Origin of the sequence: uncultured Arcticibacterium sp. (genome assembly GCF_964021845.1) — a bacterium.
Lineage (GTDB): Bacteria > Bacteroidota > Bacteroidia > Cytophagales > Spirosomataceae > Arcticibacterium.
The window spans coordinates 1,093,805-1,119,793 of record NZ_CAXHZC010000001.1; the positions used below are offsets into that span (position 1 = coordinate 1,093,805).

A 25,989-nucleotide genomic window follows, 5' to 3' on the forward strand; every position below is an offset into this window, starting at 1 on the left:
GCCTTTATAATCTTAGGTCTTTCTGTCAATATTTAGCTTCTGGAGCTTTCTTTTAATTTGCCTAAAGGTGTTTACCCCACAAGCACCATGAGGCGACCACCTGAGCCAAGTAATCTATTTTTCAATTTTACGCTGCCAAGAATAGCTCAAAAACCCCAATAAGGATAGTCCATTTGATTCTCTAAACCATAGGACGGCATCTTGCGTACTTTGAAAGTATTCTGAGAATTAAAGATTCTCTTTGGTTATTATTTGACTGATGGGGTCCAGACTAATTTAATTTAAGCATTCCATATAATATTTATAAGCGTCATGAAGAAACATCGTAAAAGGAAAGCCTTACTGGTAGTAGCTGCTCTATTAATCATTTTCCGATTATTCCTACCTACCCTAGTTAAAAACTACCTAAATAATGTGCTGGTAGAGCTTCCAGGTTATACTGGAGCGGTTAAAGAGGTTGACATTGCCCTTATAAGAGGTGCCTATGTTATTAAAGGTTTGCACCTTTCGGTGGTAGATGCGGGTACAGAAATTCCTTTCATTAATTTGCCAGAGGCAGACATTTCCGTGGAATGGAAGTCTTTATTTAAAGGCCGTATTGTAAGTGAAATAATATTGAATAAGCCTGAGATAATCTATGTCATGGAAGACCAAGAGGAAACTGCAGAGACAGAAGAAGAAGATTGGACAAAGGCTCTGACAGACATTGTTCCTTTAGACATTAATCATTTTGAAATACATGATGGCCGTTTAAGTCTACTTATGGTATCTTCAAAACCTAAGGTTGACTTAGCAATGGAAAATTTAGAGCTTTCAGCAGACAATCTAAGCAACGTAATCTCCTCCGAACGAACTTTACCCAGCCCCTTTAATATGACCGCCAAAACGTTTGGTAATGGTACTTTTGCTATTAATGGCGGAATTAATCTTCTTAAAGAAATTCCGGATATGGATATCAGTTTCGAACTGGAAAACGCTAATGTTACCGCACTCAATGATTTAACCACTTACTACGGTAAAGTTGATTTTGAGTCTGGTGTCTTTAACCTTTACGGAGAAATGGCCATTGCAGATAGTTACCTCAAAGGCTATCTAAAACCATTCTTAAAAGACTCAAAACTAATAGGTTCAGAAGATAATTTTTTAGAGACCGTGTGGGAAGGTTTCATTGGTTTCTTCAAGTTTACTTTTAAGAATCAAAAAACAGACACAGTGGCCATGAAAGTACCCTTTGAGGGAGACTTGTCTGACGTGGAAACGGCTATTTGGCCTACCGTGGGAAGTATAATCAAAAACGCCTGGATAGAAGCTTTTAATAACAATGTGGACAATACTATAGAATTTAAAGACGCATTTCAAGACAAGGAAAACTAAGGCTAATTAATTAACTTCAAAGTGAGAGGGTTTTCTGAGTTCTTAAGAATGTTCTTCGGTACTTTCCTAGATGCTTTAATGAGAGAGCTTTCCCCTTAGCATATTTAAATGCCATTTTTAACAAAACAGAACGTAAGATATTATTCTTCAGAATTTCAATTTTATTCAATCTTGGATTCGTAGAACTGGTTAAATAGGATACCCACTGAGACATAGCTTCGCTACCCACCTTTTGCAAGAAGGCGTAAACCTTAGAATTATTCAAAGTATGCTAGGGCATAGTAGTAGTAAAACAACGGAAGTTTATACCCATGTTTTGGCGGTAAACAGTGAAGAGCCCTTTAGACTTTATGGATAATTTCGATATTTTTGATAAAATGTAGTACTAATTAGAACTTGAAGAAGTCCAGACAATAACGATATAGACGCACCTCAAGGCAAAAAGTAGATCTACACTAATGTTGGCACCCATTAAAAACAGACAGTGAAAGATACAATTGAACGCATTCAAGATTGGTACAAGCTCAATTGTAATGGAGATTGGGAACACAGTTATGGATATTCAATTGCAACTCTGGACAATCCAGGTTGGACAATTAGAATTGACTTAGCGGAAACGTGCCTTGACAAACTTGTCTTTAAGAGCGAATTTCAAAATCCAGCGTACGAACACGATTGGTTTATTATTAAAACCGACAAAGAAACTTTAGACATTTCTTGCGGACCTGAAAACTTAAATCAAGTTTTTGAAATCTTTCTTGATGAAATAATTCCAAACCATTCTGATAAGGATTTCCACTATGACATTTATCTTCCATTAAAAGGACATAGCACTGAAATATGGACGCCAGCTAAGGCGACAATTGTAAATGAAGAAACCCTCAGACTGATTGAAATTCCAAAAGTTGAGTATAAGAACATTAAAGTCAAAGACTTTATCAAAATTGATTTCAACCAATCTGATTTAGAGAAATTTGATTTGAATTATAAAATCGGAGACGAATTGAAGGTTAGACTTCAAGACCTTGAAAACGACTTGATTTTAACAACCAAAAAATAAAAAACCGGTGCCAACAATCGCTATAAAAACATGCTCTTCGGGACACCTTTCATAGCGGAAACGTTGTGTGGCATTAAAAGAACCGAAACCTCGAATGATAATCGAAGCTGAAATAATTAGTCAACCATATTCAGGTGAATACAGCGAAAGAATTTATGACAACAAGAGTGCGTGGAATTCTCAAAGTTGGACTTTCATAAAATTCACGACAGGCGACTATTCAGAGTGGTGCGGACAATTTCGTGGATTTCCTAGAAAAGTGGCCATTTCGACACTTAAAAGTATAGTGTTGGTTTTAACATCAGACTACTTGTATCAACTTGATATAGAATCAGGAGATGTGATAAATCTAGAAGACCAGCCTCAGTATCATGATTTGACAGTTGCACCAAATGGCGAATTTATTATAGCTGATTATTACAACCTTGAGAAAATAATAAAAGACTTAAAACAAAAGACGCCCATTGATAGCCCGATTCAAATGGATATGATTGAATTCAAGAAATGGGACGACTCAAAACTTGAGTTTACCTGCGATGAGTTTATGAATTGGGACAGACATTTGACGATGACTTATGATAGTAAAACCAATAAAATTGAAATAAAAAACACCACACAACAATTAGGCTCGAATGCAGCGAAGTAAGGCTTCGGTTCATTTGAGCCTATGTTGAGCTCAAGCCCCCTCTTAGGGCTATGGGGTTTCAATAAAACTTCTTTGCGATTTGTGGTTTAGGAAGAGCTTGATGTAGCTATAATTTCAATTATGTTTCTTTGACTTTCGCAGCTATTGATGCTTTTTAGATGACTCCTTTTGGTAAAAATGTAAGCATCAGACAGACCTCTCCCATCTCCTGATTTTGGAGTTATTTTTCTACTTGTTATTTTGTCTCTTCCCATCGCTTTAAATTTGGTTTTAGGCGAACTGGCGGCCCTCTTTCTGGCTCTAATGTCCTTATAATCTTCAATGTCTGGCTATGGCATGATGGGCATTCGGCTATCTCAATTAATGATTTTTGGGCTTCAGCTAACAAGCCTCATTCTCCCATTATATTTTACCATCCGAAAAAATCGCAGTATTCCTCCATACGTCAGATACTAAGTAACCCAATCCACACACTTTAGCTTGGGATAAGGACGCCCTGTCTTTCACCCTTTGGATTGTTCCAAATTGGAACTATATTCGTTATCAAAGACACGCAAATTGTAATATATGTAGATACCCTTTTAAAAGGCTACTACATCTTAGACGGAACGTTACCCGCGAGCAAACAAAACAATGGTGTGAATAAGAAAGTAAAAAATATAGTTGACGGAATTTTTCCAATATCTAACGAGTCATTTCAAAAAATTGATGGTTTACTAATATTTGAAACTTTCGAAAAAGGGGACGTTTTTATCAAAAGAAACAAGCGAAATGAAAAGGAATACTTTATTCTGAGTGGAGTCTGTAAAAGCTATTTAATAAGTCCAGATGGTGAAGAAATTACTATATCATTATTCACTGAAAACAACATTCTATCACCTCAATCTATAAGAACTTCAAAAAACATTTCTAATCTAAATTTCAAAGCTTTGACTAAGCTTGAAATGGCATCATTGAATGCCAAAGAATTTGAGCGTTTAATGATTGAAAACATAGAAATCCGACATTTTGGAAACACTGTTCTTCAAAATGAACTTATGGCAAAAGTTGAAAAAGAAATTGGACTTGCTTCCTTAACAGCAAAAGAAAGGTTAGTAGAATTCAGAAAGAAATACCGCCTTTTAGAAAACCTTATTCCACACACCGACATTGCCTCTTATTTAGGAATTACAAACATCTCTTTAAGTAGACTTCGTAAAGATTTCTCTAGCTGATTGATTTTATCATTTGTTAATGGAAAGCCTTAGACTCCATTCTAATTTTGCTTAATAATTAATAATTAAGATTTGAAAGCAATAACAATAATATTAACAATCCTTGGGTCTATGAGTCTAAAAGCACAAAACGCAGCGTTTATAAAAAACGGAGAAACCACTTTACACCTGAAAGTCTATTCTGATGAAAACCCTGAAACAGTTATTTTACTTCATGGAGGACCAGGAGTGCCAGATGACATGCTGGAAGTAGTGGAACAACTTAAAAACAAGTATCAGGTGATAACTTTTGAGCAAAGGGGTGTTGGCTTATCAGAATGTAATGGCTGTGGATACAAAATAGAAGATTACGTTTCCGATATTGATGCCATAAGTGAATATTTAAAAATAGATAGTTTTCACCTATTTGGGCATTCATGGGGCGGATTATACGCTCAAATCTATGCGGAAGCCAGACCAGAGAAAGTTAAAAGTTTATTTCTATGTAGCCCGAGTTCTGGCACAAATGAAACATGGAAGAAAACAGAAAAAGAAGTAATGCAATTTAATAAGGAAAACGCTTCTAAAAAGGATTGGGTTACTATGGGCTGGAATTCATTACTTGGAATGTTTGGAAGCGATAAAGCATATCAAAAAATGTTTAAACTAGTTATTAAAAACTATCATAAACACTATTTTGAACCGGAATTTGAAGATGCCTTTTTTAAAAAAATACATGCTGAGCCAGTTAATAAAACAAGGAAAGAGCTTGTTAAATATAAATTTCTATCAGAATTTAATGAACCGGCTTACCCAATAATGATAAGCTACGGAGAAAATGATATTTATGGCGAAAGTAAAATTGAACTTCTAAAAAGATTTCCAACAGCGAGAGTTGAAACAATAGAGAAATGCGGGCATATCGCTTGGAAACACAATCCAAGTGAATTTAATAAATTATTGAAAGAGTTTTATAAAGAATGAAATAGCCCGACTGAACGGCCGTAAGCCATAAACGCCTACGCATATTACTAGCGCTGCCCGTCAATACTGGGCGAATTTGGCGTCCCTGCTCCTTTAATCTCTGGTTAAAGCGGTGAATACAATACAACATACTTCGCACTCTCTTTACGTCAAATCCAGAGTCTTTAAGCCCATGGTAGCAAAAAACTACGCCGGTACCTGAGAGACCTGTCCGCCGACAGCCGGATATATACACATGTATCTACAAAAAATATTAAATCAATAAAAAACCTCTTAGATTAGTGTATCATACAAGATGGATATAGTTAATATGTATTATATCTAATCGTTGTGTGGCATAAAAACGAACGATGAAGCAGATAGTTAAGTTAATATGGATTTTGATTCTCGTTATTGGATTTTCAAGTAATCTGAAAGCATCTGATAAGTTAAATATGGACTCTGTTAAAATCAAACAGGTTGTAAACGGATTTTATGACTGGTACTTGACATCGATAAAGGAAAAGAAATATTCTGAATTTAAGCCCAAATTTGTTGAATCTAAAAATGGAATGACTACACTTGATTACACAAAATATCTTGACAACTTAAAAACACATGGATTTTCAGACTCTTTGATTAATATAGAAAGGCAAAGCTATTCTGATTGTATTGAAAATTTAGCAAAAGTAAAGTACTCGGATTTTCAAAAAACAACTTTTACGGACTTAGATGAATATGAGCAGACAAACTGTGATTTTGGAAACTATTATCGATGGACTGGTGGACAAGAGCGAATTAACGGGATTAGAATAATTGATATCAAATATATTTCGACTGATAAAACTTATGTTACAATTGATTATTTTGAGTTTAATTCAGAAGAGAATAAAAAATATTATTGGGGTAAAAACGGCTTGATTCTTAAATTAGTAAATAAAAAATGGGAAATTGACCAAATCGACTCATGGAAATATTAAAATATAAAAACCTTTCTATTTTCAGCCTTGATAAAGAGCTTATAGGTTCATTTCGATTGGAAAAAATTTATAACGATTCTGTAAATTGGAGAGAATATTTTAAAAATTCTGATTCAAATTGGATTTCGTTTTACCCTTTTAGCGAATATCACGGAGGAGGTCAACCTTATATTATTAATATTGGATTGATTGATTTTGAAAAATGGATTTCAGAAAACGTTGACTTTGAAAAACAGATTAGAACATTAATTGAAAATGAATAAATTACGCTACACAGCAACGGGTATAGTTCATTGGCGGTACAGTGGTTTGCGAGCATTTTGAGATGGTAAATTGATAGGTTTGAAACCCGCAATCCCTTATGAAATCATACACAAGCACGTTAGGAGTCGGTGCCATACCAGAACCCCATCTAAGAATCTCAATTAGAACTTTGCGAGCACGATTTAAATGAAAATCAAATCGGAAAGCATAGAATAATTATAAGTAAATGTTTAAGTAAAATGAAAAAGAGAAGTCTCGGAATTTTTAGTATTACCATTATTTCACTTTTGTGCTTTTATGATGCATTCGCTCAAGAACAACCCAACATTCTGTTAATTGTAGCAGATGACCTCGGTTACGAAAAAGTAGGCAGTTATAATGATTTAATTTCATTTACTCCCAATATTGATAAACTAGCTAAGCAGGGAGTAATGTTTACAAGGGCTTATGCAAGTCCGGTATGTACCCCGAGCAGAATGAGTATTTATACAGGCAACTATGCTACCAGCCATAAATATACGGGCGTTCTTCCGGTGCACCTTGGTACTAAAGAATATGTTGATTTTGATACCAAATGGACTACTTCTGCACAGTTACTAAGGCAAAATGGCTATCAAACATCAGTTACAGGAAAATGGCAGATGGCAGCTATGGAATACCACCCAGAGCATTGTAAATCCGCTGGTTTTGACTCTTGGTGCGTTTGGCAAATATGGCACAATGAAAAAAAAACAACACGATACTGGAATGCCACAATTAACGAAGACGGTAAAATATCGACCGAAAAAGATAGCCTTTTTGGCCCAGAAATACTTACTGATTATGTAATACGCCAGATGGAACAGTCCAAACAATTAGGTAAACCATTTTTCATTCAGCACAATATGATGCTACCTCATGTCCCTATTGTTTTAACTCCAGATGATAAAAGAGAAGCAAGCCTAGACAATATGATTAAGTATATGGATAAGCAAATAGGTATTTTGTTGGATGCAGTCGATAAGCTAGAAATAGCCAAAAATACGATTGTAATATTTGTTGGTGATAATGGTACGCAATCAGAAGAACCAAGAATAACAAAAAGTGGATTAATTAATGGCGGAAAATGGACGTTAACGGATGGCGGAATGCACGTGCCCCTAATAATACGCTATCCTGACATTTTGCCTGAAAACATGAAATATCAGAATCTTATAGACATGGCAGATTTGTTTCCTACTATTTGCGATTTGAGCAGTACAAAGATTAACGACGCTACTAATATTGACGGAATTTCATTCAATAACCTGCTAATGGGAAAAGAACAAAAAGAAAGAAAATGGGTTACAGCTGGATATGAGGATGATTTTGTCATATTTGATGGTAGTTGGCGTTTACATCAAAAGGGGAATGTATTAGTTGATTGTAGAAATCTTCCTGAAGAAACAATTTCAGATGTTCAATCAACTGAAGCAAAAGATGCCTTGGCCAGACTTACTCCATTATTAAATGAATTATTAATAAATAAATAAACGAGCAACAACAATTAGGCTCGAACGCAGCTAAATAGGGCTTCGATTTGAATTGAGTCTTAAAAGCCAAACCATCATATAACAAAAAAAGCCACCAATTCGGTGGCTTTTGTGATCCCGCTGGGGCTCGAACCCAGGACCCATACATTAAAAGTGTATTGCTCTACCAACTGAGCTACGGAATCAGATTTCTCTGTTATTTCATCAGAACTTTCAAACCTTCGTTCCGATTGGGAGTGCAAAAGTAGAGTAAACTTTTTGAAATAAAAAGACTGGGGAATAAATATCTAAAATTTGCATTTCGCCGCACTACTTTATTCGTCATCATTAATTCCCTCAAAGTATTGATTCCTATAGAATTACACCTTCCATAATTAATTTAAAAAATGGTTTGAAAAAAAATGATTAACCTTTATGGCCTCCTATTTTCTTTTGTTAAATAAACCCTTTAAACTAAAGCTTCTTTTGGTTCTTTGAGGTTCAGGACAATCCAGCATTGCGTTTTCGGCTAACTTATGAGCAAAACCCCATGATAAGCCTGCATGAATAGATAAACCTCTTGGCTTGCCTAAATTTATTAAACCTGTGATATTATCAAAACCAAGAAATAATGGTCCTGCACGCATGGTAGCCCCTAGATTTAAATTTGAATAATCTTGATCTAGCGAAACAGGAAAGCTAAATTCAATATGCTTACGCTCAAAACGAGGAATAACCGAGATCCCCGAAAAACCAACAGGGCCTATTTTCTTTTTGCCCAAAACATACTGCCTAAGTACACCACTTACGTAAAAACCTTCTCTTACTAAATAATCGCCATGAATAACTAATGTGGCAGGCATAAAGACCCTAAAAGACCTCAAATAGGTAGATTGATCAATGTCATAAACCTCTTCAATATCGGAAATTAATTCATCAGTGGAGCTCAACTGATAAAATGTGGCAGGCGGAATAAAATCATCTGTACTTTCTACCGTACCTACTTTTACATTTTGTGGGTCAGCAAATTTTACGAAACCAATATCCTGCAAAGAAACGCCAAACTTGTAGGCATACTTATTAATTCTAGGGTCTGGAACGTAGCTTCCTTTATATTTGAAACGCTCTCTGGAGTAGTTCGGTCGTTTTTCATACACAAAGCCTATGTCAGCACCAAAACCATTCCCTACTCCACTTAGTGAAGTCATATGGTCTAACATCCATGAAAAAGAAGGTGGTGTATTTCCTGAAGCATGAAAAAAAGTACCTGAAGTTTTAGCCACTTCTATGTTCTGATATTCGTTTGATGGCGGAATAGGGTCTATCAAATAATCTACTTCATCACCTCGCAGGTTAAGATTTAAGTTGCTAGTTATTCTTTTAACCGTAAAGCCCACCTTTAGAAAGTCTTCGTTTTCTTCTCTAATCACTTTGGCTAGTGATAAATATATCTCATTATAAGCTCCCACATTAAGCATGAAAGTTTCATCTTCAAAATTGGTGGAGTGTAAAATTGGGTTTTTAGTACCAGTGAGAATTGCGGTACCCATATTTGGTGAAGTATTTCCAAAAGAATTTAAGAGCCTAAAACGAACTCCGGCAGCTACACCAATTCCGAACCTAGGCGAACTAAACTGAATGGCGGGCCCTCTAACTTCTGAGTTTATGTAAGCTTTTACTTTTTTAACACCTGTACGTTTATAATATTCCGCTTTCCAAAGTGGCAGACCCGTTGTAGGCGAGCGGTATTTTTGAGCTACAGTACCTGCTGTAAGGCTTAAAAGTGAGAATGGGGCATTCCAGCGTGCATAATTGTTTTGAATCTCTACACCTGCCGCTGCCAAATTTATATGCAGTTTATATCGAGAATCTACCGCATTAGCAGGATTTAAGAGCACGCCATGTATTCCTCCATAGTTGCTAGAGCTTATGCCCAAAAAGTTTTGAGCGAAGCTTTTTCCTGAAAATAAGAGCAATAAAAGGAAGACGTAATAAGGTTTCAACAAGCTTTTTTGTGATGCTTTGTCACAAATATAATTAAATGCCCTTTCCCGAAAGCTTGATTCCTTGATTGACAAATACTATTTTTGTAGCAAAGTGATAAAAATGAAAAACAAACAAATACTAATTCCTGTAATTCTCCTAGTTGCCTTTGCTGCATTATCTAGGTTGGTGTCTCATCCAATGAACTTTACGCCTATAACGGCACTTATCCTTTTTTGCGTATTCGTGTTTGATGGAAAATGGAAAATAATAGTTCCAGCTATTGCCATAGTGTTGAGCGACCTGGTTCTTGAATTAAATTCAGGTACTGGATTTCATTCGGGTACTTTATTAGTATACGCTGCGTATGCTTTAATAGGTGTTATTGGATATTTCTTATTAAAGAAGGCTTCTTTTGTAAATATTTTAACAAGCTCCGTAGCGGGTTCTGTTTCTTTTTTCTTGTTGACCAACTTCGCCTTATTTTACCCAAAAGCTGCCGCAGGTAGCGAGTACGGTTATACGCATGATTTAGCTGGAATTATGGCTTCTTATACTGCCGGAATTCCTTTCTTTAGAAATATGCTAATGGGTGATGTGTTTTATACTGCTCTTCTTTTTGGTGCGTATTTCACTATCAGACATTTTGTTTTAAAGCCTACTACAGCTAAATCTAAATAATTTGATTTTATCAAGCTTTACTTTCAGTATAGAGTATTCTCATGCTTTACTTTTTGAGAACACTTTAAATACAGAGGTTTTGCCTTTTCTTAATGCCTTAGAAGAGGTGAACGCCTCAAAACTCTATAAGCTCATTACTGATATAGAAACAGGCGGACAGAACATTTCTCTGCAACTTTTCTTAGACAATCTGGATAGCCATAAAACATTAGAGGCTAATCACAAAGCCAAAATTTTAAGTATTTTGGATGCTAAGTATGCCGGGAAATATGTATACTTTCAATCGCTCTTAGAAGAAATTTAGTTTGGATTATGTGTTGGAGTATAGTATTAAGTTACTCTAATGGTATAATCCACCATTTAAATTAGCAGGAGCATCATTCAGGTGACTGGGGTTGAAGATCCCATCTATACCGAAGCCCGCCTATTTCAAGCAATTTGGCTTTTAAATTAAATTTCTGGCTGACCGCCTTTAATCAAAAAGTGGCCAGTTCACCTTTATAAAGAAGGTTCTTGACATGGCTACATAATCAGGCGTAGTGTAAAATCCGCTGTAAGGCAGCCCCTGATTTAGGAAGTTAAAACTAAAAGCTAGCTTAACTCGCTTCACCACAAAATTGGTGTAAACATCTGCAACGGGTAAGCCCCATACTGGTTGGCTATCTTGTAGGTGAAAACCTCTCAACAGTGGTGAATATCCATCTGCTTTATAAGCCGACCTAAAGTAAACATCTGTTCCTATGTATAAATGTAGCACCTTGGCGTAAAAAATGTGAAACTCTAGGTTTGTGTTATTTAATATCGTTGGAATTCTAAACACATCAGCATTATCTGCATGTGTTAGCACAAAACGGTTAGAGAACTTAAAATTCTTCAACTGAATGCCTGTAAAGAGGTTAAGGTCATATAAAAATGCCTCGCTAGAAAGTTGCTGCGGAAGCAGTTCCTGGTCAAAATACAAATGATTACTCACCAGATTAATTCTGGCACTAGGTTCAAACCAGAATTTACCCAAATCGAAGCGATACCTTCCTGAGGCTTCTGTATAGGTTACATTGCCGAAGTCATTTGCCCAATTGGCAACAGGACTAATGAAGTTTTGATTAAATAAATACGGTGGTTTGGTGACAAATTTAAAACCCAAGTCAAAGCCTTTGTACTTCAAATTCGCATTCAAATACACATTTGGTTTGGCTCCAAAGCCAATATAAAAGTCAGTGTTTAAATAACTGGTACTATCAGGAAGCCAATACCCTACGTTTCCTCCTGCCAAAATCTCCACTAAATTCTTTGGCTTTTGTAGGCCACTTTTAGCAGTGAAAGAGTAAATCCTATTCGTTAGGCCTACATTATACTTAAAACCTTTATAAAAGCCCTTAAAACCAAATCTATTCTGAATATTATTGAAAAGGTAGAAGTTCTTCATTTTCTCCGCATAATTAGAATAGGTAGTATCCGGATAAATGTTGTAAACATTATTAGCAGCAATAAGCGTATCAGAATGGAAGTATTTCTGACGCTGCAAATCAAACGTATGGAAAACCTGAATCTCTTTAGAAAGCTGATATTGATGATATATATGGTAGTTATTCCATTTTTCTCTAGATTCTATTCCATTTAAAAGCTGCTGATAGTTGGTATTATAATTTCCTGCCAAGTCAGACTTACTAATAAAGTCTACACCCTCTCGAGGTTCTATTCCGCCTTGCTCTATCTGTTTATGATTAAAATGTATCAGAGCTCCTAAGAAGGTGTATTTCCTGTCTTTTGAGGTAAAATTACTACTGAAGGTAACATCCCAATGGTCTACCAATCTATCTTCGCTGGTACTGGCAGAGTACTGTTTTGAAGACGCTATTCTGCCCATATCCAAAGTCAAATTCCAGTTTGGTTTTATATTTTGTGAATGCGTAAAGCCTACATTCATCAAACCATTTGAACTTTGCCTATATGCCATGTTTGTAAACGGCGACTTAGTATTGAAATACTTAATTTCTGAAGTCTTTGGCCCATAAAAAGCACCAAATGAATTTAAACCAGTTTCTGTAAAAGCATTATCAGGGGTTTGAAAAAGAATGTTTTTAGCCGCTGTTCCTTCGTTTCCTAAATCTTGCCAAAACCAACCGTTCGCTTTGTTAATAGTCATCAATCTGAAACCTTGAATAAGCGTATCAGGATGAATAAGAATGGTGTCGTCTTCCAGAAAATTCTTTTCATATAAAAAACCAGTACTTGTAGGGCCGTAAACCTGTTTAGTGCTATCGTCCAATATTTGGGCTTTGCCAAAGAAAGGAAAAAGAAAACCTATAAATAGTAGAAAGCGAATTTGCTTCATCAAATGCAGTTAATTTCAGGGGCAAATTTAGCCATTATTTAAAGAACCCTTTTGCTCTTCAAAGCTTTTAAAAACCGTCTTAAGATTTCTTAAAAATTCAGCTTCTTTTGAAATAAAGGCCGAATCTAGTTTAAGAACGTAGACCTGCTTCTTTTCGTTTTCTGTTAGCAGATATTTTAGTTTGACATAATCCTTTTCTGTTGTCACTAGCGGTAGTTTTGGCATTTGCCTAAAAGCCTCTTCTATATTTTTGCGAGTGTAGGCGTGGTGGTCTGGATAAAAGTGCGTTTCTAGGCTTTTCCAGTTTTTATTTACTTCCTTTTCGAAAGATGCGTTATTAGCTATCCCGCTTGTCAGCTTCACATTTTCGCCGTTTCTTAATTCTTCTCCGAAGTTGTTTAACGGCAAAGCGAATTCCTGTTTACTAAAAAATAGTGTTTCCTCTGATTGTCCGTACTTATTTATTTCAGCAATAAAATGGGCTGCTATTTTAGCATTTGGCAAAGATTGTGCCTTAGTAATAATGACTGCGTCTGCTCTTTTGGCTCCACTTCTAGCTTCTCTTAATCTACCCATGGGTAATAGATAATCTTTAAAAAATGGTTTTTCAAAAGTGCTTAGTAAAACTAAAAAAGATGGTTTCACTTTTCGGTGCTGATAGATATCGTCAAAAAGAATAAGCTCTGTTTCTGGATATTTAAGAAGTATATTTTCAATACCAAGTTTTCTATTTTCTGAAACAAAGAACTTAGCCGTGCTTTCATGCCTTTGATAAAGCATTAAAATTTCATCACCCACTGTCTCAGTTGTGGCTTCGCTATTTACTTCTAAATAGCCTTTTGATTTTCTGCCATATCCCCTACTTAGTACAGCTATTTTTTTATCAGGAAAAGCTTTGATGAGATAACTAATGAATGGCGTTTTACCAGTACCACCTACCGACAAGTTTCCAACGCCTACACTGAAAACGGGTGGCTCGTAAACTTTAAAGATACCTTTATCAAAAAGAAAGTTTCTGATTTTGGTGACAGCGTCATAAAGAATAGCAAATGGAAACAATAAAGTCTGTAAAAAACTTTTCAATTACGTAATTTCGTTTTTTTATAAAATATGCCTCTAAAAGCCTCTTATTGCAAACATACGTTAAATTTTAAATTTGACGCTGGTACTTCCCGTGGTATTCTAAAAACCAAGGATTCTTATTATATAAAGCTACATGATAGCCAAACGCCTGAGACTTTTGGAGTTGGTGAAGCCGCTCCTTTAAAAGGGCTGTCTATTGATTATAAGCCTGAATTCGAGCCTTTTATTAAAGTTTTCTTAGAGAAGTTTAATACCGAAGGTTTAGAAAGTGCCGATATTCAGGCTGCACTTTCTTCAGAAATGTTTTTGTCTTGGCCCAGTATTCGTTTTGCTTTTGAAATGGCTTTACTGGATTTGCAAAATGGAGGGAAAAGAACCTACTTTCAAAATGCTTTTAGTGAGAAAAAGGACGCTATTGAGATAAATGGCCTGATATGGATGGGCGATGAGGCTTTTATGAGTCGTCAAATTATTGACAAGTTAAAGGCTGGTTTCAGAACTTTGAAAATGAAGATAGGAGCTATAGATTTTGATACAGAATATAAACTTCTCAAAAGCATCCGTTCCAATTTCCCTGCTGATGAACTTACGCTACGTGTGGATGCGAACGGGGCTTTTACCCTTGATGAAGCACAAGAAGTTTTAAAGGAATTGAAAAAGCTAGATATTCATTCTATAGAACAGCCTATTAAAGCAAATCAGTGGGAAAGTATGGCAAAGCTCTGCCAAGAAACACCTGTACCTATCGCTTTAGATGAGGAATTGATAGGTATAAATGGGGCTGAGCAAAAAAAACTATTGGACGCTATAAAACCTCAGTTTTTGATTTTTAAACCTACCCTTTTAGGAGGTTTTGCAGCCACAGATAATTGGATTGATTTGGCTGCCAAGCAAAATATAGACTGGTGGATTACTTCTGCCTTGGAGGCCAATATTGGCTTAAATGCTATTTGTCAATACACTTATTCTAAAAACAACCTTTTGCCGCAAGGACTAGGTACGGGTTCTCTCTTTGAAAACAATACGCCTAGCCCTTTAGATGTTTTTCAGGGTGCTATTAGCCTTGGAGGGAAAGACAAATGGGATTTGTCAGGTTTGGCGTTTGATAATTGATTGGCATTAAGCCAACCAATCAATCCCTTTTTTTAGGGCATCTAATGTTTTTTGTTCTTCTGAACCAGCTTCTGGTTCAAAGCAATATTCCCAGTTGGCTTGTGGTGGTAAACTCATCAAAATGGATTCAGTTCTCCCGCCAGTTACTAAGCCAAATTTGGTACCTCTATCCCAAACTAAATTGAACTCTACGTATCTACCTCTTCTCAAATACTGCCACCCTTTATTTTTCTGCGTATAAGCTTTGTCTTTATTGATAGTCATCAAATGACAATAGGTGGGAGCGAAAACTTGCCCAACTTCTTTTACGAATTCAAAAATTTGGGCTTTGCTTAAGTTCAAGCTCTTCTCATTAAGGTGGTCGAAGAAAATTCCGCCTACTCCCCTAGTCTCGTCTCTATGTGGTAAATAGAAATAGTCGTCGGCTCTTACTTTGAATGTTTGATAAAAATCAACACTATGTTTGTCACAAACAGTTTTTAGCTGTTCATGAAACCATTTGGCTTGTTCTTGATTAATATAATGCGGTGTCAGGTCTATACCGCCGCCAAACCAATAGGTGCCATTTGAAAGCTCAAAATAACGCACATTCATGTGAATAATAGGCACCATAGGGTTTCTAGGATGCTGCACTATAGAAACGCCTGTGGCAAAGAAATCGGCATCTTCATTAATTTTCAAGGCCTTTTTCATGTCTACGCCTAGTGCACCTTCTACCCCAGAGAAATTGACACCGCCTTTTTCTAAAATAGCACCATGCTGAATTAATCTTGTGCGACCACCACCACCAGTTTTATGTTCCCATAAATCTTCTTGGAATGTGGCTTGACCATCGGTTTGCTCTAGTTGAGCACAAATATCGTCTTGTAAGGATTTAAAAAACTCCTCTATTTCGTTTCTATTTATCATAGTTCATTAATTGCTTTGCAAAATTAGGAAAAGAATTGGCAGGGCTTTGTATGTTTGTACCTGATGTTAATGTCCTTTGTGATTAGATAAATCAAAAAACGATGTCAATAATTAACTCTTTAGTAAGAGAACACCTGTTAGCCCTAAAACCATACAGCTCCGCCAGAGACGAATACACCGGAAAAAAAGGTGTTTTTTTGGATGCCAATGAAAATCCATATGGCTCCGTGGCCGGTAAAGATCTTAATAGATATCCTGACCCGCATCAAAGGCAAATCAAGGATAAATTAGCTCTTTTAAAAGGCTGTTATCCCGAGCAAATATTCTTAGGAAACGGCTCAGATGAGGCCATAGATTTAATTATAAAGGCTGTTTGCGAACCTAAAGTAGACAATATACTCCTGCTACCACCTACTTACGGCATGTATGAAGTATGTGCTAATATTCAGCAAGTAGAAACCAGAAAGAGTGTTTTGACTGAAACATATCAGCCAGACTTGGTTGACATTAGTAAAAAGGTAGATGCTCATACTAAAGCCATTTGGGTCTGTTCGCCTAATAACCCAACGGGTAATTTGATAGATGGTGCCATTATTGAAATTTTGCTGAAAGCTTATCCTAACATTTTAATTGTGGTGGATGAGGCTTATATAGATTTTGCTGATGTACCTTCTTTTATAGGTAGAATGGGCGAATATGATAACCTAGTGGTGCTCCAAACTTTCTCTAAAGCTTGGGGAATGGCAGGTTTAAGAGTCGGAATGGCTTTTGCTCATGTGGATTTGATAAAAATCTTGAATAAGATTAAATATCCTTATAACCTTAATTTGGAGTCGCAGCGACTGATATTGGAGGCTCTTGATAATGTAGAAAAGAAAGATAAATACGTAGAAAAGATATTGACAGAGCGTTTCAGGCTCTTCAAAAAACTGATGGAGCTTTCTATAGTGCGTCAGATTTATCCTTCAGATTCTAACCAACTTTTAGTGAAATTTCATGATGCCAAGGCTGTTTTTAACTACCTGATTAAGAAAAAGGTAATAGTGAGAGACCGAACCAATGTTACACTCTGTGACGACTGCCTAAGAATAAGTATAGGAAGAGGCAAAGAAAACAGGGCTTTAATGGCTGAGCTGGAGGCTTTTCAGGCTTAGAATCTTCTTCTATAATATTAGTTTTAAGCAGTTGTTTCTTTATTGGAGCAGCTGCTTTTTTGTTTGAGCCTATTTCTGGCAAAATAAACGCAAAACCACCTCCAATAATTTTAGCATTTTTTGCTAAATATCCTCCAATGGTTCATCTTTGAGGCATGGTAAAAGAAGTGACATTAAGAGAAGCAAATGAGCTCCTAAAAGCGGGTAAAATTCTTAGGATGTTGGGTCCCGATGTGATAACTATCAGGAAATTAGGAGCGGAATGTTATGTATTTCATAATGATAATCAACGAGTGGCATTCATAATGGATGGGGCTAAAACTGTCAATATCTTAAATCAAAATACTTTTTATTTTGAAGGTTGAAGGTTTCTCAAAATTATAGTTTGTTTTGATAATCGTAAATAAGCCTTTCTCCGAATTTTGAAGACTGCTTGGTATTGTGATTTCTAAAGACTCCATAAAAAAGAATAATCCGCGACAGATAAGTACGATAAAAAGATATTTCTTCCCTATCTTTTGGTCGAAACCCCAGTATTCTAAAGAACTAACCATTATATCTTAATAAAGTCTAATAATGAAGCCTAATCAAAAAAGCATATTCCTAATACTAGGGCCCTTACTGTTTATATTTTTACAGTTTTTTGAGCCACCCAAAGGAATGTCGGCCAGTGCATACAGTTTGCTTTCTATTACGCTTTGGATGGCTATTTGGTGGGTTACAGAATCTGTGCCGATAGCCGTCACAGCTTTACTCCCTATTGTACTATTTCCACTAACAGGGGCTATTGACATAGCAACTACCACAGCTTCTTATGGGCATAAATATGTCTTTCTTTACATGGGAGGCTTTATTCTTGCCATTGCTATTGAAAAATGGAACTTACATAAACGCATTGCTCTGCATATCATTAAAATCATAGGTACCGACGTTTCCAAAATCATTTTGGGCTTTATGGTGGCCACGGCACTGCTATCTATGTGGATTTCTAATACAGCCACGGCCGTTATGATGCTGCCCATCGGCATGTCTATAGTGGCACAGTTGCAAGACAATCCTAATACGGAAGAAAACGAAAACTTGATTTTTGGGAAAGCTCTGATGCTAAGCATAGCTTATAGTGCCTCCATAGGCGGTATGGCTACACTTATTGGAACGCCGCCTAACTTGGTTTTTGCGGGTTATGTAGAGGAAGTCTATCAAATTGAAATCACTTTTTTCCAGTGGCTAAAGTTTGGTTTACCTATTGCTCTTCCGCTTATGGTAATTGCCTGGATATACTTAACCAAATTTGCCTTTACCTTTAAGCAGAAGGAGTTTCCGGGTGGCAAACAAGAGATAAATAGGCTCTTAACGGCTCTTGGCCCTATGAAACGAGAAGAAAAACTAGTGTCTATTGTCTTTCTATTAACTGCTTTGAGCTGGATAACACGTTCTTTTATTTTAGAGAAATTCTTCCCCGGTATTGACGACACCATCATAGCCATGATATCTGGCGTGGTATTATTTATGATACCGGCTTCTGGCGGAAAAGAGCGTTTAATTGACTGGGAAGATGCCGTTAAATTGCCTTGGGGCATTATTTTGCTCTTTGGAGGGGGCATGGCACTGGCAGCAGGATTTCAAATCACGGGATTAGCAGCCTGGTTAGGTTCTCAAATGTCTATGCTTCAGGGCTTGTCATTGATTTTACTGGTATTGGTAGTCATAACATTGGTTAATTTTTTCACAGAGTTTACTTCTAATTTGGCTACCACCGCCATGTTACTGCCAATACTGGCACCTATAGCTATTTCATTAAATGTGAATCCTTATATCTTGATGGTATCTTGTACCATAGCGGCTTCTTGTGCATTTATGATGCCTGTGGCCACACCGCCAAACGCCGTTGTGTTTGGCTCTGGTTATTTAAGAATACCAGACATGATTAAAAGTGGCATCTGGATGAACATTCTATCCATTTTATTCCTGACCATCATGGTTTATTATATGCTACCGCTAGTTTGGGGATTTGATGTTGGGGATTTTACGGAATTTGTTAGGGGGAAGTGAGAAGAAGCTTTTACTTCGTTCGTTTAATTTTTGTTGGGTTTTGTCGGGTATCAAAAACGTCAGCAATTTTTATAAATCCGTTTTCAGTATCCACATAATAAATCAACTTATAGCTTTTGAATATTAAATAACGATAATGAATATCTCTTTCTTTAAGAAGCTCTTCTTCTTGTCCAATTAATGGTGATTTTCTTAATTTTTCGGGTTCGTTAACAATTCCTTGCAGAAGTTTTTTAGCAATTTGAGGACTTGCTTTCTTTTCGTAATACGCGTAAATTTTATCAAGTTGATTTTCAGCAAATTCAGACCAAATAACTTTTAAAGCCATTATTGATACTTAGCTAAAAGTTCAGAACTGCTTTTAAATCTGTTGTTTTGGAAATCAGATTCCGATTGGTCAATTCTCTTATTCAGGTCATCTTGAGTCATAGGTTCAAATATTGATTCGTCAGGAGCAATATTTTCTTTTCTCAAAATTTTTTCTAGGCGAGAAACAACTTCTTCACTTTGAATTTTTAAAAATTCTTGTACAAATTCTATTTTTCGAGCTTCTAAATTCATTTTGTTCAGCTTTTTATCAAATATAAAGAATTCTAAATTTAATCTTCCTTTTTCTTGAATTGACAAACGTTAGAATATTTGCTACTGTCTGCAACATTTTATGATACTCTCTACCACACCGCCAAATGCCGTGGTGTTTGGCTCTGGTTATTTAAGAATTCCCGATATGATTAAAAGTGGTATCTGGATGAACATTCTGTCCATTTTGTTCCTCACCATGATGGTTTATTATATGCTACCGCTAGTTTGGGGCTTTGATGTTGGGGATTTTACGGAGTTTGTTAGAGCGAAGTGAGACTGATAAACCACCACGGACATAAAGTCTGTGGTGGTTTATATCTTAAAACTATAGGTGTCTTGGCCTAGTTGGTTTAACTCTGTCCTTTTTCGAAGAGCTATTATTACCAGGGAATTTCACCTGTTTCAGGATTCGTTTCTTCACTAAAAAACTTACCTGTTGGACCATCTTTGTCTATCAAAGCATATTTCACAATTCGACTTCCTGCAACTTCTACATCTCCGCCATTTTGGAAAGTAAAATCAGTGCTTGTATACCCCGGACAAACTGCATTTACTTTAAAATTTGTCTCGCGTAATTCATAGGCCAACTGAATGGTATACATATTTAAAGCGGCTTTTGAAGCACCATAAACTGCATATTTTGCAAAGTCATAAGCGGGCCAACTTGGGTTACTTTGCAGCGAAAGAGACCCTACACTAGTACTTACGTTTACAATCCTTGGTTCAGGCGATTTTTGCAATAAATCAATAAACGCCTTTGTAACTCTTGCCACACCAAATACATTGGTATTAAATGCTGCCATAAACTGGTCTGAACTGGATTCAAGTGCCGTGTAAGGACTACCACCGTTAATACCAGCATTATTGATAAGTATATCCAAAGAGTCCGTTTTTTTGTCTATCTCTTCGCGAGCAGCCCTCACAGAGTTTTCATCCGTGACATCCAATTGAATTACTTCTACATTGATTAACCCTTCCTGCTTTAATTTTTCTATTGCTTCTTTGCCTTTATTTAAATCTCTACTTCCCAGATAGACGTAAAACTCCTTTTGTAATAGTTGCTTAGCTGTTTCTAAACCAATGCCTTTATTGGCTCCTGTAATTAATACTTTTTTCATTTTTCTTTGTTTTAAAAATTAATGAAACAAAGTTCTCCTGATTAAAAATGAAATGATTTACCATATGGTAAAAAAGCAATTATCTGATATTTTTCCTGATTCTGCTTAATGATTGCTGTGTAACGCCTAAATAAGAAGCAATGTATGCCAGAGGAACGCGATTAAGAAGCGTTGGATAGTTTTCCATAAATTCTAAATAACGTGTAGTGGCGTCTTGCGAAATGACAGGTCCTTTTCTCGATTTTTGATGCATACATATTTGCACCATCTTGTTTTTTATCTTGTCCCAACCAACAATGATTTTGGAAAGTTCTTCCCAGTTTTGTTTAGAAAACACAATGAGTTTACAATCGGTACAAGCCTGTAGATAATCAGAAGAAACGGTATCTGCCTCAAAGTTGACATAGTCGACCATCAAACTATTTTCCCTAATAAAGCAACGCGTAATTTCCTCTCCTTTATTGTTATAATAACAACCACGAACTACACCTTTTACCACAAAGCCAACTTGTTTAGGCACTTTTCCTGCTTCCGAAAAGTACGCATCTTTTTTAAGGTCAAATTCCTTTGATTTGCTTATGACAAGGTCAATCTGCTGTTTATTTAAGCTTCCAAATTGTAAGATATATGCTATCAATTCTTTCATAGCCGCAAGTTCAAAACTATAAAATACTATTGATTTATCATTTGGTAAAAAGTACTTGTTCCACTAAATGAAGTTTAAGTTCTAATCTATCAAATCTTCCCTACTCCTCATAATACTCCTTTAAAACAATGTTCTTATTCGCTGTCAGCCTGTTTAGTTCACTTAAAATGTAATATCTGTGCATAAAACCACTATTCTTTTGCCTTGCTGTTCAGCTACTTTCATAATATTGTTTTATTCATTCTTACTTAGGGGTTTATTACTTAACGCTCCATAAAACTTATTAAAAATTACACTTGCGGTTAGGTCACCCGTTACGTTTACGGCTGTTCTAAACATTCCTAAAATTCTATCAATACCAATAATCACAATAAGTCCATCTATTGGAATACCGACGCTTTGCAGCACTGATGCCAAAATGATAACGCCTCCCCCAGGAATGGCTGGCGTTCCTATAGATGCCGCCACCACGGTAAAGGTAATTAATACTAAATTTATAAGCGATAGTTCCACACCATAAGCTTGTGCCATAAACAAGGTGGTGACGCACTGAAATAAGGCCGTGCCATCCATATTTATAGTGGCTCCTACTGGAATCACAAAATCACTGATATTAGAAGATACGCCAAGCTTTTGGTCGGCGGTTTTCATGGAAAGAGGCATTACCGCTGCAGAACTAGCCGTAGAAAAAGCCAAGAGTTGCGGCTCACGTATCAAACTTAAAAATGTGAAAGGGTTTCTTCTGGTAACTAAAAACACCATGAGTACATAGAAAATGACTAAGAATGTTAAACCCAAAATTACCACAAGCATGTAGTAGCCCAAGCCAAGAAATATTTCAATACCAATTTTAGACAATAATGCCGCCATTAAGCCAAATACAGCATAAGGCACCAGCATCATAGCCCATGACACCACTATCATGCATATTTTTTGAATGGCTTCCACAAAACGAATAATAGGACTGGCAGTATCGGATTTTAACTGTGTGATGGCTACGCCAATTATGATGGTAAATATCACTACACCCAGCATTTCTCCCATTAAAATGGATTCTAAGGGATTGTTTGGAATAAGTTTAGAGATAGCTTCAGGAATATTATCAATGATGTTGGGCTGCTGTTCTGCTGTTTCTAATGCTTTTTCTCCACTGTTGGGAAAGCCCCCAAGCTTGAAAATATATTGCCCTGGTTTCATGATAAGCGTAACCACCAGCCCAATACTGATAGCAATAATGGTAGTAAATATGAAATACAGTAAAAGCCTTATACCAAAAGTTTTAAGGTTGTCTGAGGTGTTTCCTATAATTCCTGAAATGATGGAGGCAAATATCAAGGGAATCATAATCATCTGAACCAGTCGCATAAATATTTGACCTGGAAGGTCAAGCCAATTAGCGAGTGACAAGCTAAGGCTCTCAGAAACGAAGCCAGAAGAAGGATTTATTAAAATACCAAGCCCAGCACCCAAAAACAGTCCTATGATTACTTTAAGCCATAAACGGCCTTTAATAAGCCTATCTAAATGAACCGATAAATTATTAAGAGGTCTTAGTTCTATCATTATAAATTTCTAGGAATATATGCCAAAGGATTAAAGATGCTAGATAGAGAATAACATCTATTTTTTTTATGTCTTACATCATAAAAGGGGAATTTGTCTTAGAAGTGGTATCTGGATGAACATTCTGTCCATTTTGTTCCTGACCATCATGGTTTATTATATGCTACCGCTAGTTTGGGGCTTTGATTCTGGGGATTTTAGGGAGTTTGTTAGGGTGAAGTGAGATGGATAGGCCGCTTTCCCTTTTAATCCTTGGTGTTCAATAATTTAAGATAACTTGGAGTAAAGTAATACTTCGTATAATAATAGTAGCGGACTCGAATAAATTAACTTTTCATATAAACAAAGACTTTATTTCAATTTTATTTCAACAGAGTTTTCGGTCATGTTAAATTTTTGCATAACATTACCGATTCTTGTCATACAGTTGGAAGCTGAAATATTTATGTGAATAAAAAGTAGGTCGTCGTGAAGTTCTTTTTCTTTATCCCAAACTTTTCCACTAAATGTTTTATACCGACTTGATAATTCAACTTTAGCATCAATTAATTCTTTTAAAGAACTCCATTTTATAATTGTTTCATCTCTTCTAAATAATTCTGTTTGATTGTCAAGTATAAATTCAAAATCATAAGCTGGATTATCCTTTTGATATTTAAGAAACTTAATAAAGACATCCTGCCAAGTTTTAACTTTAATGATATCTTCATTGATATGAAGTTCTACAGGCTTGTTGCCCTCAGCCATTTCGCCTGCGTCTGAATCCAAAGGTGAAAAAGAAGTATTTTCAATTTTTTGAGTGTTCCAATTTGCTTTCTCCTTAAATTCTTCTGGTAATGGAAATGTTGATAAAAACCACTTTACCATATTTAATTGATGCTCCTTTATACTATCTTCATTCCAGGTATTTCTATTAATAACATCTAGTCTATAATTTAGAGAAGATGTTACTAATTTTCTTTTCTTTTCTTCAAAAGATTTATTTCCAATTTCACTGTTGAATTCAGTAAGTATTAAATTTCCAATGTTATGTAAATAAGTTTTATGAATTTCACTAAAATGTTCGCCTAACTCTACTTTCCAACTATCCTCTAATGTTTGAGGCATAATATGTTCAATTGTAACTTTTTTATTACGAAAATCTACTGCTACTTTTGTATTATATTCTTCTATCTTACCTAATATTAGTTTTGAATATTGTTTTAAACCTTCATAAAAATTCATTGAGGTTAAAGTGTTTTTCATTTCGTTGTCATTAGGCAATCTAAGTCTGTAAAACATAGTTGTCAATAACTCAAGCATTGAAGCATTTCCATTTGATAAAGATTCTATTTTCTTACTCAAGGTTACGATATTTTTATTCTCTCCTTGAGTTAGTCCTAAAATTCTTCTTCTAATTAGATAAGTTCGTATTGTTTGTAAAGTGGATATTAGAGTTTCGTCACTTAGCTTTATATTATTTAACGCATATTGATGATATTCCAATAACCCTAAAACAAATGGTTTAAATGCTTCAGCTTTAATATCGTGGAATATATTTCTAAGCAATTCCTTAATTATTCCATCATTTGAATTATTTGATGAAATAGGTTCATTTACAACCTCTGTTATTATCCATTTGTAGCATTTAACAAAGCGTACAATATCTTTTATGAAATCAGAATGACTATCAAATTCGTTATCAACAAAATCTTTAAACTGTTGATATAATTCTTTTGTGTTGTTATCACTAACAACCTTTAATGAGCTTGCTGTTTTGTATTGTAAATAATCTCTGAAAAATTTTGATGTGTTTTCATAGAGAATCTCTTCAATTTTTGGATGCCAAGTTTTTTCGTATACGTCTGATTGCTTGTCGCTTTCCATATTAAGCAAAACAAAATTACGTACGAGGTCGGATAGTGTAAGTGGCTTACCCAATGAATTAAGTGTTTCAAATATTATTTGAGGGTCTTCGCCTTTGAAAGGTCTTTCATCCAAAAATATTACTGCCACATTCATTCTTTGAATTGCAATTATATATTGCTCAAACCCTACTTGTGAGTTTAGCCTTTTCTTTTCATTAATGAGTTTTTTCAATAAGTCGTAAGCAATGCCAATAACTCCTGGATTTGGTTCTGTTTTATTTACTAAAGCCCTATAAGAATCCCAATCTTTTGTTACTTGTTTAAGTTTAATCTTATCTTGAAAAGATGAAGCGTTATTGGTTAAGTAGTTTTGATTAATAAAGTCTTTTTTTAATTTCTCTGTTTCAGAATCACGAAGTGCAATTAAAAATATGAGCGTAGTTGTTAGTCTTTGTTGACCATCTACCACAACTGATTTATTAGCAAAACCTGCTTTTTCTTCCTTAATTACAACTGTTCCAAAAAAGTGTTCTAATTTATCATGTTGTTTATCGTCTAATTCAGATTCTATTATCCTTGAAATGTCACTAAAATATCTTTCGATTTCAGGTCTTCCCCAAGCATATGCTCTTTGAAAGGGCGGAATAAAAAATGAAGTTGCATTTTTAGCTAAAACATCATTTATTGAGTGACTTTCTGTTTTCATTTCTTTTTCTTTTAATTCTTTGTCAAATTTATACCCAAGAATTCATCCACCACCTTTTGTGCATGCTCTTAACTAGATTGCTTTTGAGCTCTAAAGATTGTGAAGATGTAAAAACTATCGCAATAAGGCTAGAAGTATTTATTATTCGGTAATGGCTAGAACTGCTAAGGACAGTATTTAGAGACAATTGTTTATCTGTAGTTTTTGACCTTACGGCATAAAAAAGGCTCAATTCATAAGAATTGAG

27 protein-coding genes and 1 tRNA gene are annotated in these 25,989 nt (G+C 35.6%); 16 read left to right on the forward strand and 12 right to left on the reverse strand.

Going from position 1 to position 25,989, the window contains the following annotated elements:
* The first annotated feature begins 312 nt into the window (after nucleotides 1-312).
* The 4 genes from AADJ06_RS04615 (at nucleotide 313) to AADJ06_RS04630 (ending at nucleotide 3,080) form a co-directional block, all read left to right on the forward strand.
* Nucleotides 313-1,374 (forward strand): DUF748 domain-containing protein, encoded by a 1,062-nt coding sequence (locus AADJ06_RS04615; RefSeq protein WP_341225231.1) that lies wholly within the window; start codon nucleotides 313-315, stop codon nucleotides 1,372-1,374.
* Between the two features lie 232 nt (nucleotides 1,375-1,606).
* Nucleotides 1,607-1,732 carry a tyrosine-type recombinase/integrase gene (locus AADJ06_RS04620; protein ID WP_341225232.1) on the forward strand — a complete coding sequence of 42 codons (126 nt, stop codon included), beginning with the start codon at nucleotides 1,607-1,609 and terminating at the stop codon, nucleotides 1,730-1,732.
* A 126-nt stretch (nucleotides 1,733-1,858) separates the two neighbouring features.
* Nucleotides 1,859-2,434, forward strand: coding sequence for an immunity 53 family protein (locus AADJ06_RS04625; RefSeq protein WP_341225233.1), 576 nt, complete (start codon nucleotides 1,859-1,861; stop codon nucleotides 2,432-2,434).
* Between the two features lie 94 nt (nucleotides 2,435-2,528).
* Nucleotides 2,529-3,080 (forward strand): hypothetical protein, encoded by a 552-nt coding sequence (locus AADJ06_RS04630; protein ID WP_341225234.1) that lies wholly within the window; start codon nucleotides 2,529-2,531, stop codon nucleotides 3,078-3,080.
* A gap of 86 nt (nucleotides 3,081-3,166) precedes the next feature.
* On the opposite strand, the gene AADJ06_RS04635 is transcribed toward AADJ06_RS04630, so the two are convergent.
* Complete coding sequence (locus AADJ06_RS04635) at nucleotides 3,167-3,334, reverse strand: hypothetical protein (RefSeq protein ID WP_341225235.1); 168 nt, start codon at nucleotides 3,332-3,334, stop codon at nucleotides 3,167-3,169.
* A 384-nt stretch (nucleotides 3,335-3,718) separates the two neighbouring features.
* Here AADJ06_RS04635 and AADJ06_RS04640 point away from each other — a divergent pair, with 384 nt between their 5' ends.
* From AADJ06_RS04640 to AADJ06_RS04660, 5 genes are all read left to right on the forward strand, one after another.
* Complete coding sequence (locus tag AADJ06_RS04640; RefSeq protein WP_341225236.1) at nucleotides 3,719-4,294, forward strand: Crp/Fnr family transcriptional regulator; 576 nt, start codon at nucleotides 3,719-3,721, stop codon at nucleotides 4,292-4,294.
* 72 nt (nucleotides 4,295-4,366) lie between these two features.
* Nucleotides 4,367-5,257 (forward strand): alpha/beta hydrolase, encoded by an 891-nt coding sequence (locus AADJ06_RS04645; RefSeq protein WP_341225237.1) that lies wholly within the window; start codon nucleotides 4,367-4,369, stop codon nucleotides 5,255-5,257.
* Between the two features lie 350 nt (nucleotides 5,258-5,607).
* Nucleotides 5,608-6,216 carry a hypothetical protein gene (locus tag AADJ06_RS04650; RefSeq protein WP_341225238.1) on the forward strand — a complete coding sequence of 203 codons (609 nt, stop codon included), beginning with the start codon at nucleotides 5,608-5,610 and terminating at the stop codon, nucleotides 6,214-6,216.
* Nucleotides 6,204-6,479 carry an Imm27 family immunity protein gene (locus AADJ06_RS04655; protein WP_341225239.1) on the forward strand — a complete coding sequence of 92 codons (276 nt, stop codon included), beginning with the start codon at nucleotides 6,204-6,206 and terminating at the stop codon, nucleotides 6,477-6,479. The genes AADJ06_RS04650 and AADJ06_RS04655 overlap by 13 nt, the downstream gene beginning before the upstream one ends.
* A 240-nt stretch (nucleotides 6,480-6,719) precedes the next feature.
* Nucleotides 6,720-7,991 carry a sulfatase-like hydrolase/transferase gene (locus AADJ06_RS04660; protein ID WP_341225240.1) on the forward strand — a complete coding sequence of 424 codons (1,272 nt, stop codon included), beginning with the start codon at nucleotides 6,720-6,722 and terminating at the stop codon, nucleotides 7,989-7,991.
* A 112-nt stretch (nucleotides 7,992-8,103) separates the two neighbouring features.
* Here AADJ06_RS04660 and AADJ06_RS04665 read toward each other — a convergent pair.
* Nucleotides 8,104-8,176, reverse strand: a tRNA-Lys gene (locus AADJ06_RS04665).
* Nucleotides 8,177-8,413: 237 nt separating this feature from the next.
* Nucleotides 8,414-9,973: a DUF5723 family protein gene (locus AADJ06_RS04670; RefSeq protein WP_341225241.1), complete on the reverse strand. Its 1,560-nt coding sequence runs from the start codon at nucleotides 9,971-9,973 to the stop codon at nucleotides 8,414-8,416.
* Between the two features lie 103 nt (nucleotides 9,974-10,076).
* Between AADJ06_RS04670 and AADJ06_RS04675 the strand changes: the two genes are divergently transcribed.
* Both AADJ06_RS04675 and AADJ06_RS04680 read left to right on the forward strand, forming a co-directional pair.
* A complete protein-coding gene (locus tag AADJ06_RS04675) occupies nucleotides 10,077-10,634 on the forward strand; it encodes a DUF6580 family putative transport protein (RefSeq protein WP_341225242.1) in 558 nt (185 codons plus the stop codon).
* 1 nt (nucleotide 10,635) lies between these two features.
* Nucleotides 10,636-10,938: a DUF4286 family protein gene (locus AADJ06_RS04680; protein ID WP_341225243.1), complete on the forward strand. Its 303-nt coding sequence runs from the start codon at nucleotides 10,636-10,638 to the stop codon at nucleotides 10,936-10,938.
* A gap of 168 nt (nucleotides 10,939-11,106) precedes the next feature.
* Here the strand turns inward: AADJ06_RS04680 and AADJ06_RS04685 are convergent, their stop codons facing one another.
* Both AADJ06_RS04685 and lpxK read right to left on the reverse strand, forming a co-directional pair.
* Entirely contained in the window at nucleotides 11,107-12,969 is a 1,863-nt protein-coding gene (locus tag AADJ06_RS04685; protein WP_341225244.1) for a putative porin, read from the reverse strand.
* Nucleotides 12,970-12,996: 27 nt separating this feature from the next.
* Entirely contained in the window at nucleotides 12,997-14,052 is a 1,056-nt protein-coding gene (lpxK, locus tag AADJ06_RS04690; protein ID WP_341225245.1) for a tetraacyldisaccharide 4'-kinase, read from the reverse strand.
* A gap of 27 nt (nucleotides 14,053-14,079) precedes the next feature.
* Between lpxK and menC the strand changes: the two genes are divergently transcribed.
* On the forward strand, nucleotides 14,080-15,165 hold the full coding sequence (gene menC, locus AADJ06_RS04695) for an o-succinylbenzoate synthase (RefSeq protein ID WP_341225246.1): 1,086 nt from the start codon (nucleotides 14,080-14,082) through the stop codon (nucleotides 15,163-15,165).
* A gap of 6 nt (nucleotides 15,166-15,171) precedes the next feature.
* Here menC and hemF read toward each other — a convergent pair whose 3' ends face one another.
* Nucleotides 15,172-16,074, reverse strand: coding sequence for an oxygen-dependent coproporphyrinogen oxidase (gene hemF / locus AADJ06_RS04700; protein ID WP_341225247.1), 903 nt, complete (start codon nucleotides 16,072-16,074; stop codon nucleotides 15,172-15,174).
* Nucleotides 16,075-16,175: 101 nt separating this feature from the next.
* On the opposite strand from hemF, the gene hisC reads away from it, so the two are divergent.
* The 3 genes from hisC (at nucleotide 16,176) to AADJ06_RS04715 (ending at nucleotide 19,280) form a co-directional block, all read left to right on the forward strand.
* Entirely contained in the window at nucleotides 16,176-17,228 is a 1,053-nt protein-coding gene (gene hisC, locus AADJ06_RS04705; RefSeq protein WP_341225248.1) for a histidinol-phosphate transaminase, read from the forward strand.
* A gap of 167 nt (nucleotides 17,229-17,395) precedes the next feature.
* Entirely contained in the window at nucleotides 17,396-17,593 is a 198-nt protein-coding gene (locus AADJ06_RS04710) for a hypothetical protein (protein WP_341225249.1), read from the forward strand.
* Nucleotides 17,594-17,804: 211 nt separating this feature from the next.
* The gene (locus tag AADJ06_RS04715) at nucleotides 17,805-19,280 is read left to right on the forward strand and encodes an SLC13 family permease (RefSeq protein WP_341225250.1); all 1,476 of its coding nucleotides are present in this window, start codon (nucleotides 17,805-17,807) and stop codon (nucleotides 19,278-19,280) included.
* 10 nt (nucleotides 19,281-19,290) lie between these two features.
* Here the strand turns inward: AADJ06_RS04715 and AADJ06_RS04720 are convergent, their stop codons facing one another.
* Nucleotides 19,291-19,608 (reverse strand): type II toxin-antitoxin system RelE/ParE family toxin, encoded by a 318-nt coding sequence (locus AADJ06_RS04720; protein ID WP_341225251.1) that lies wholly within the window; start codon nucleotides 19,606-19,608, stop codon nucleotides 19,291-19,293.
* Complete coding sequence (locus tag AADJ06_RS04725) at nucleotides 19,608-19,841, reverse strand: hypothetical protein (protein ID WP_341225252.1); 234 nt, start codon at nucleotides 19,839-19,841, stop codon at nucleotides 19,608-19,610. Before AADJ06_RS04725 ends, AADJ06_RS04720 begins: the two co-directional genes overlap by 1 nt.
* 100 nt (nucleotides 19,842-19,941) lie before the next feature.
* Here AADJ06_RS04725 and AADJ06_RS04730 point away from each other — a divergent pair, with 100 nt between their 5' ends.
* The gene (locus AADJ06_RS04730) at nucleotides 19,942-20,136 is read left to right on the forward strand and encodes a hypothetical protein (RefSeq protein WP_341225253.1); all 195 of its coding nucleotides are present in this window, start codon (nucleotides 19,942-19,944) and stop codon (nucleotides 20,134-20,136) included.
* Between the two features lie 106 nt (nucleotides 20,137-20,242).
* Here AADJ06_RS04730 and AADJ06_RS04735 read toward each other — a convergent pair whose 3' ends face one another.
* From AADJ06_RS04735 to AADJ06_RS04750, 4 genes are all read right to left on the reverse strand, one after another.
* Nucleotides 20,243-20,980: an SDR family oxidoreductase gene (locus AADJ06_RS04735; protein ID WP_341225254.1), complete on the reverse strand. Its 738-nt coding sequence runs from the start codon at nucleotides 20,978-20,980 to the stop codon at nucleotides 20,243-20,245.
* 79 nt (nucleotides 20,981-21,059) lie between these two features.
* Entirely contained in the window at nucleotides 21,060-21,626 is a 567-nt protein-coding gene (locus tag AADJ06_RS04740; protein ID WP_341225255.1) for a Crp/Fnr family transcriptional regulator, read from the reverse strand.
* Nucleotides 21,627-21,860: 234 nt separating this feature from the next.
* A complete protein-coding gene (locus tag AADJ06_RS04745) occupies nucleotides 21,861-23,189 on the reverse strand; it encodes a dicarboxylate/amino acid:cation symporter (protein WP_341225256.1) in 1,329 nt (442 codons plus the stop codon).
* Between the two features lie 351 nt (nucleotides 23,190-23,540).
* A complete protein-coding gene (locus AADJ06_RS04750; protein ID WP_341225257.1) occupies nucleotides 23,541-25,742 on the reverse strand; it encodes a DUF262 domain-containing HNH endonuclease family protein in 2,202 nt (733 codons plus the stop codon).
* Between the last annotated feature and the right edge of the window lie 247 nt (nucleotides 25,743-25,989).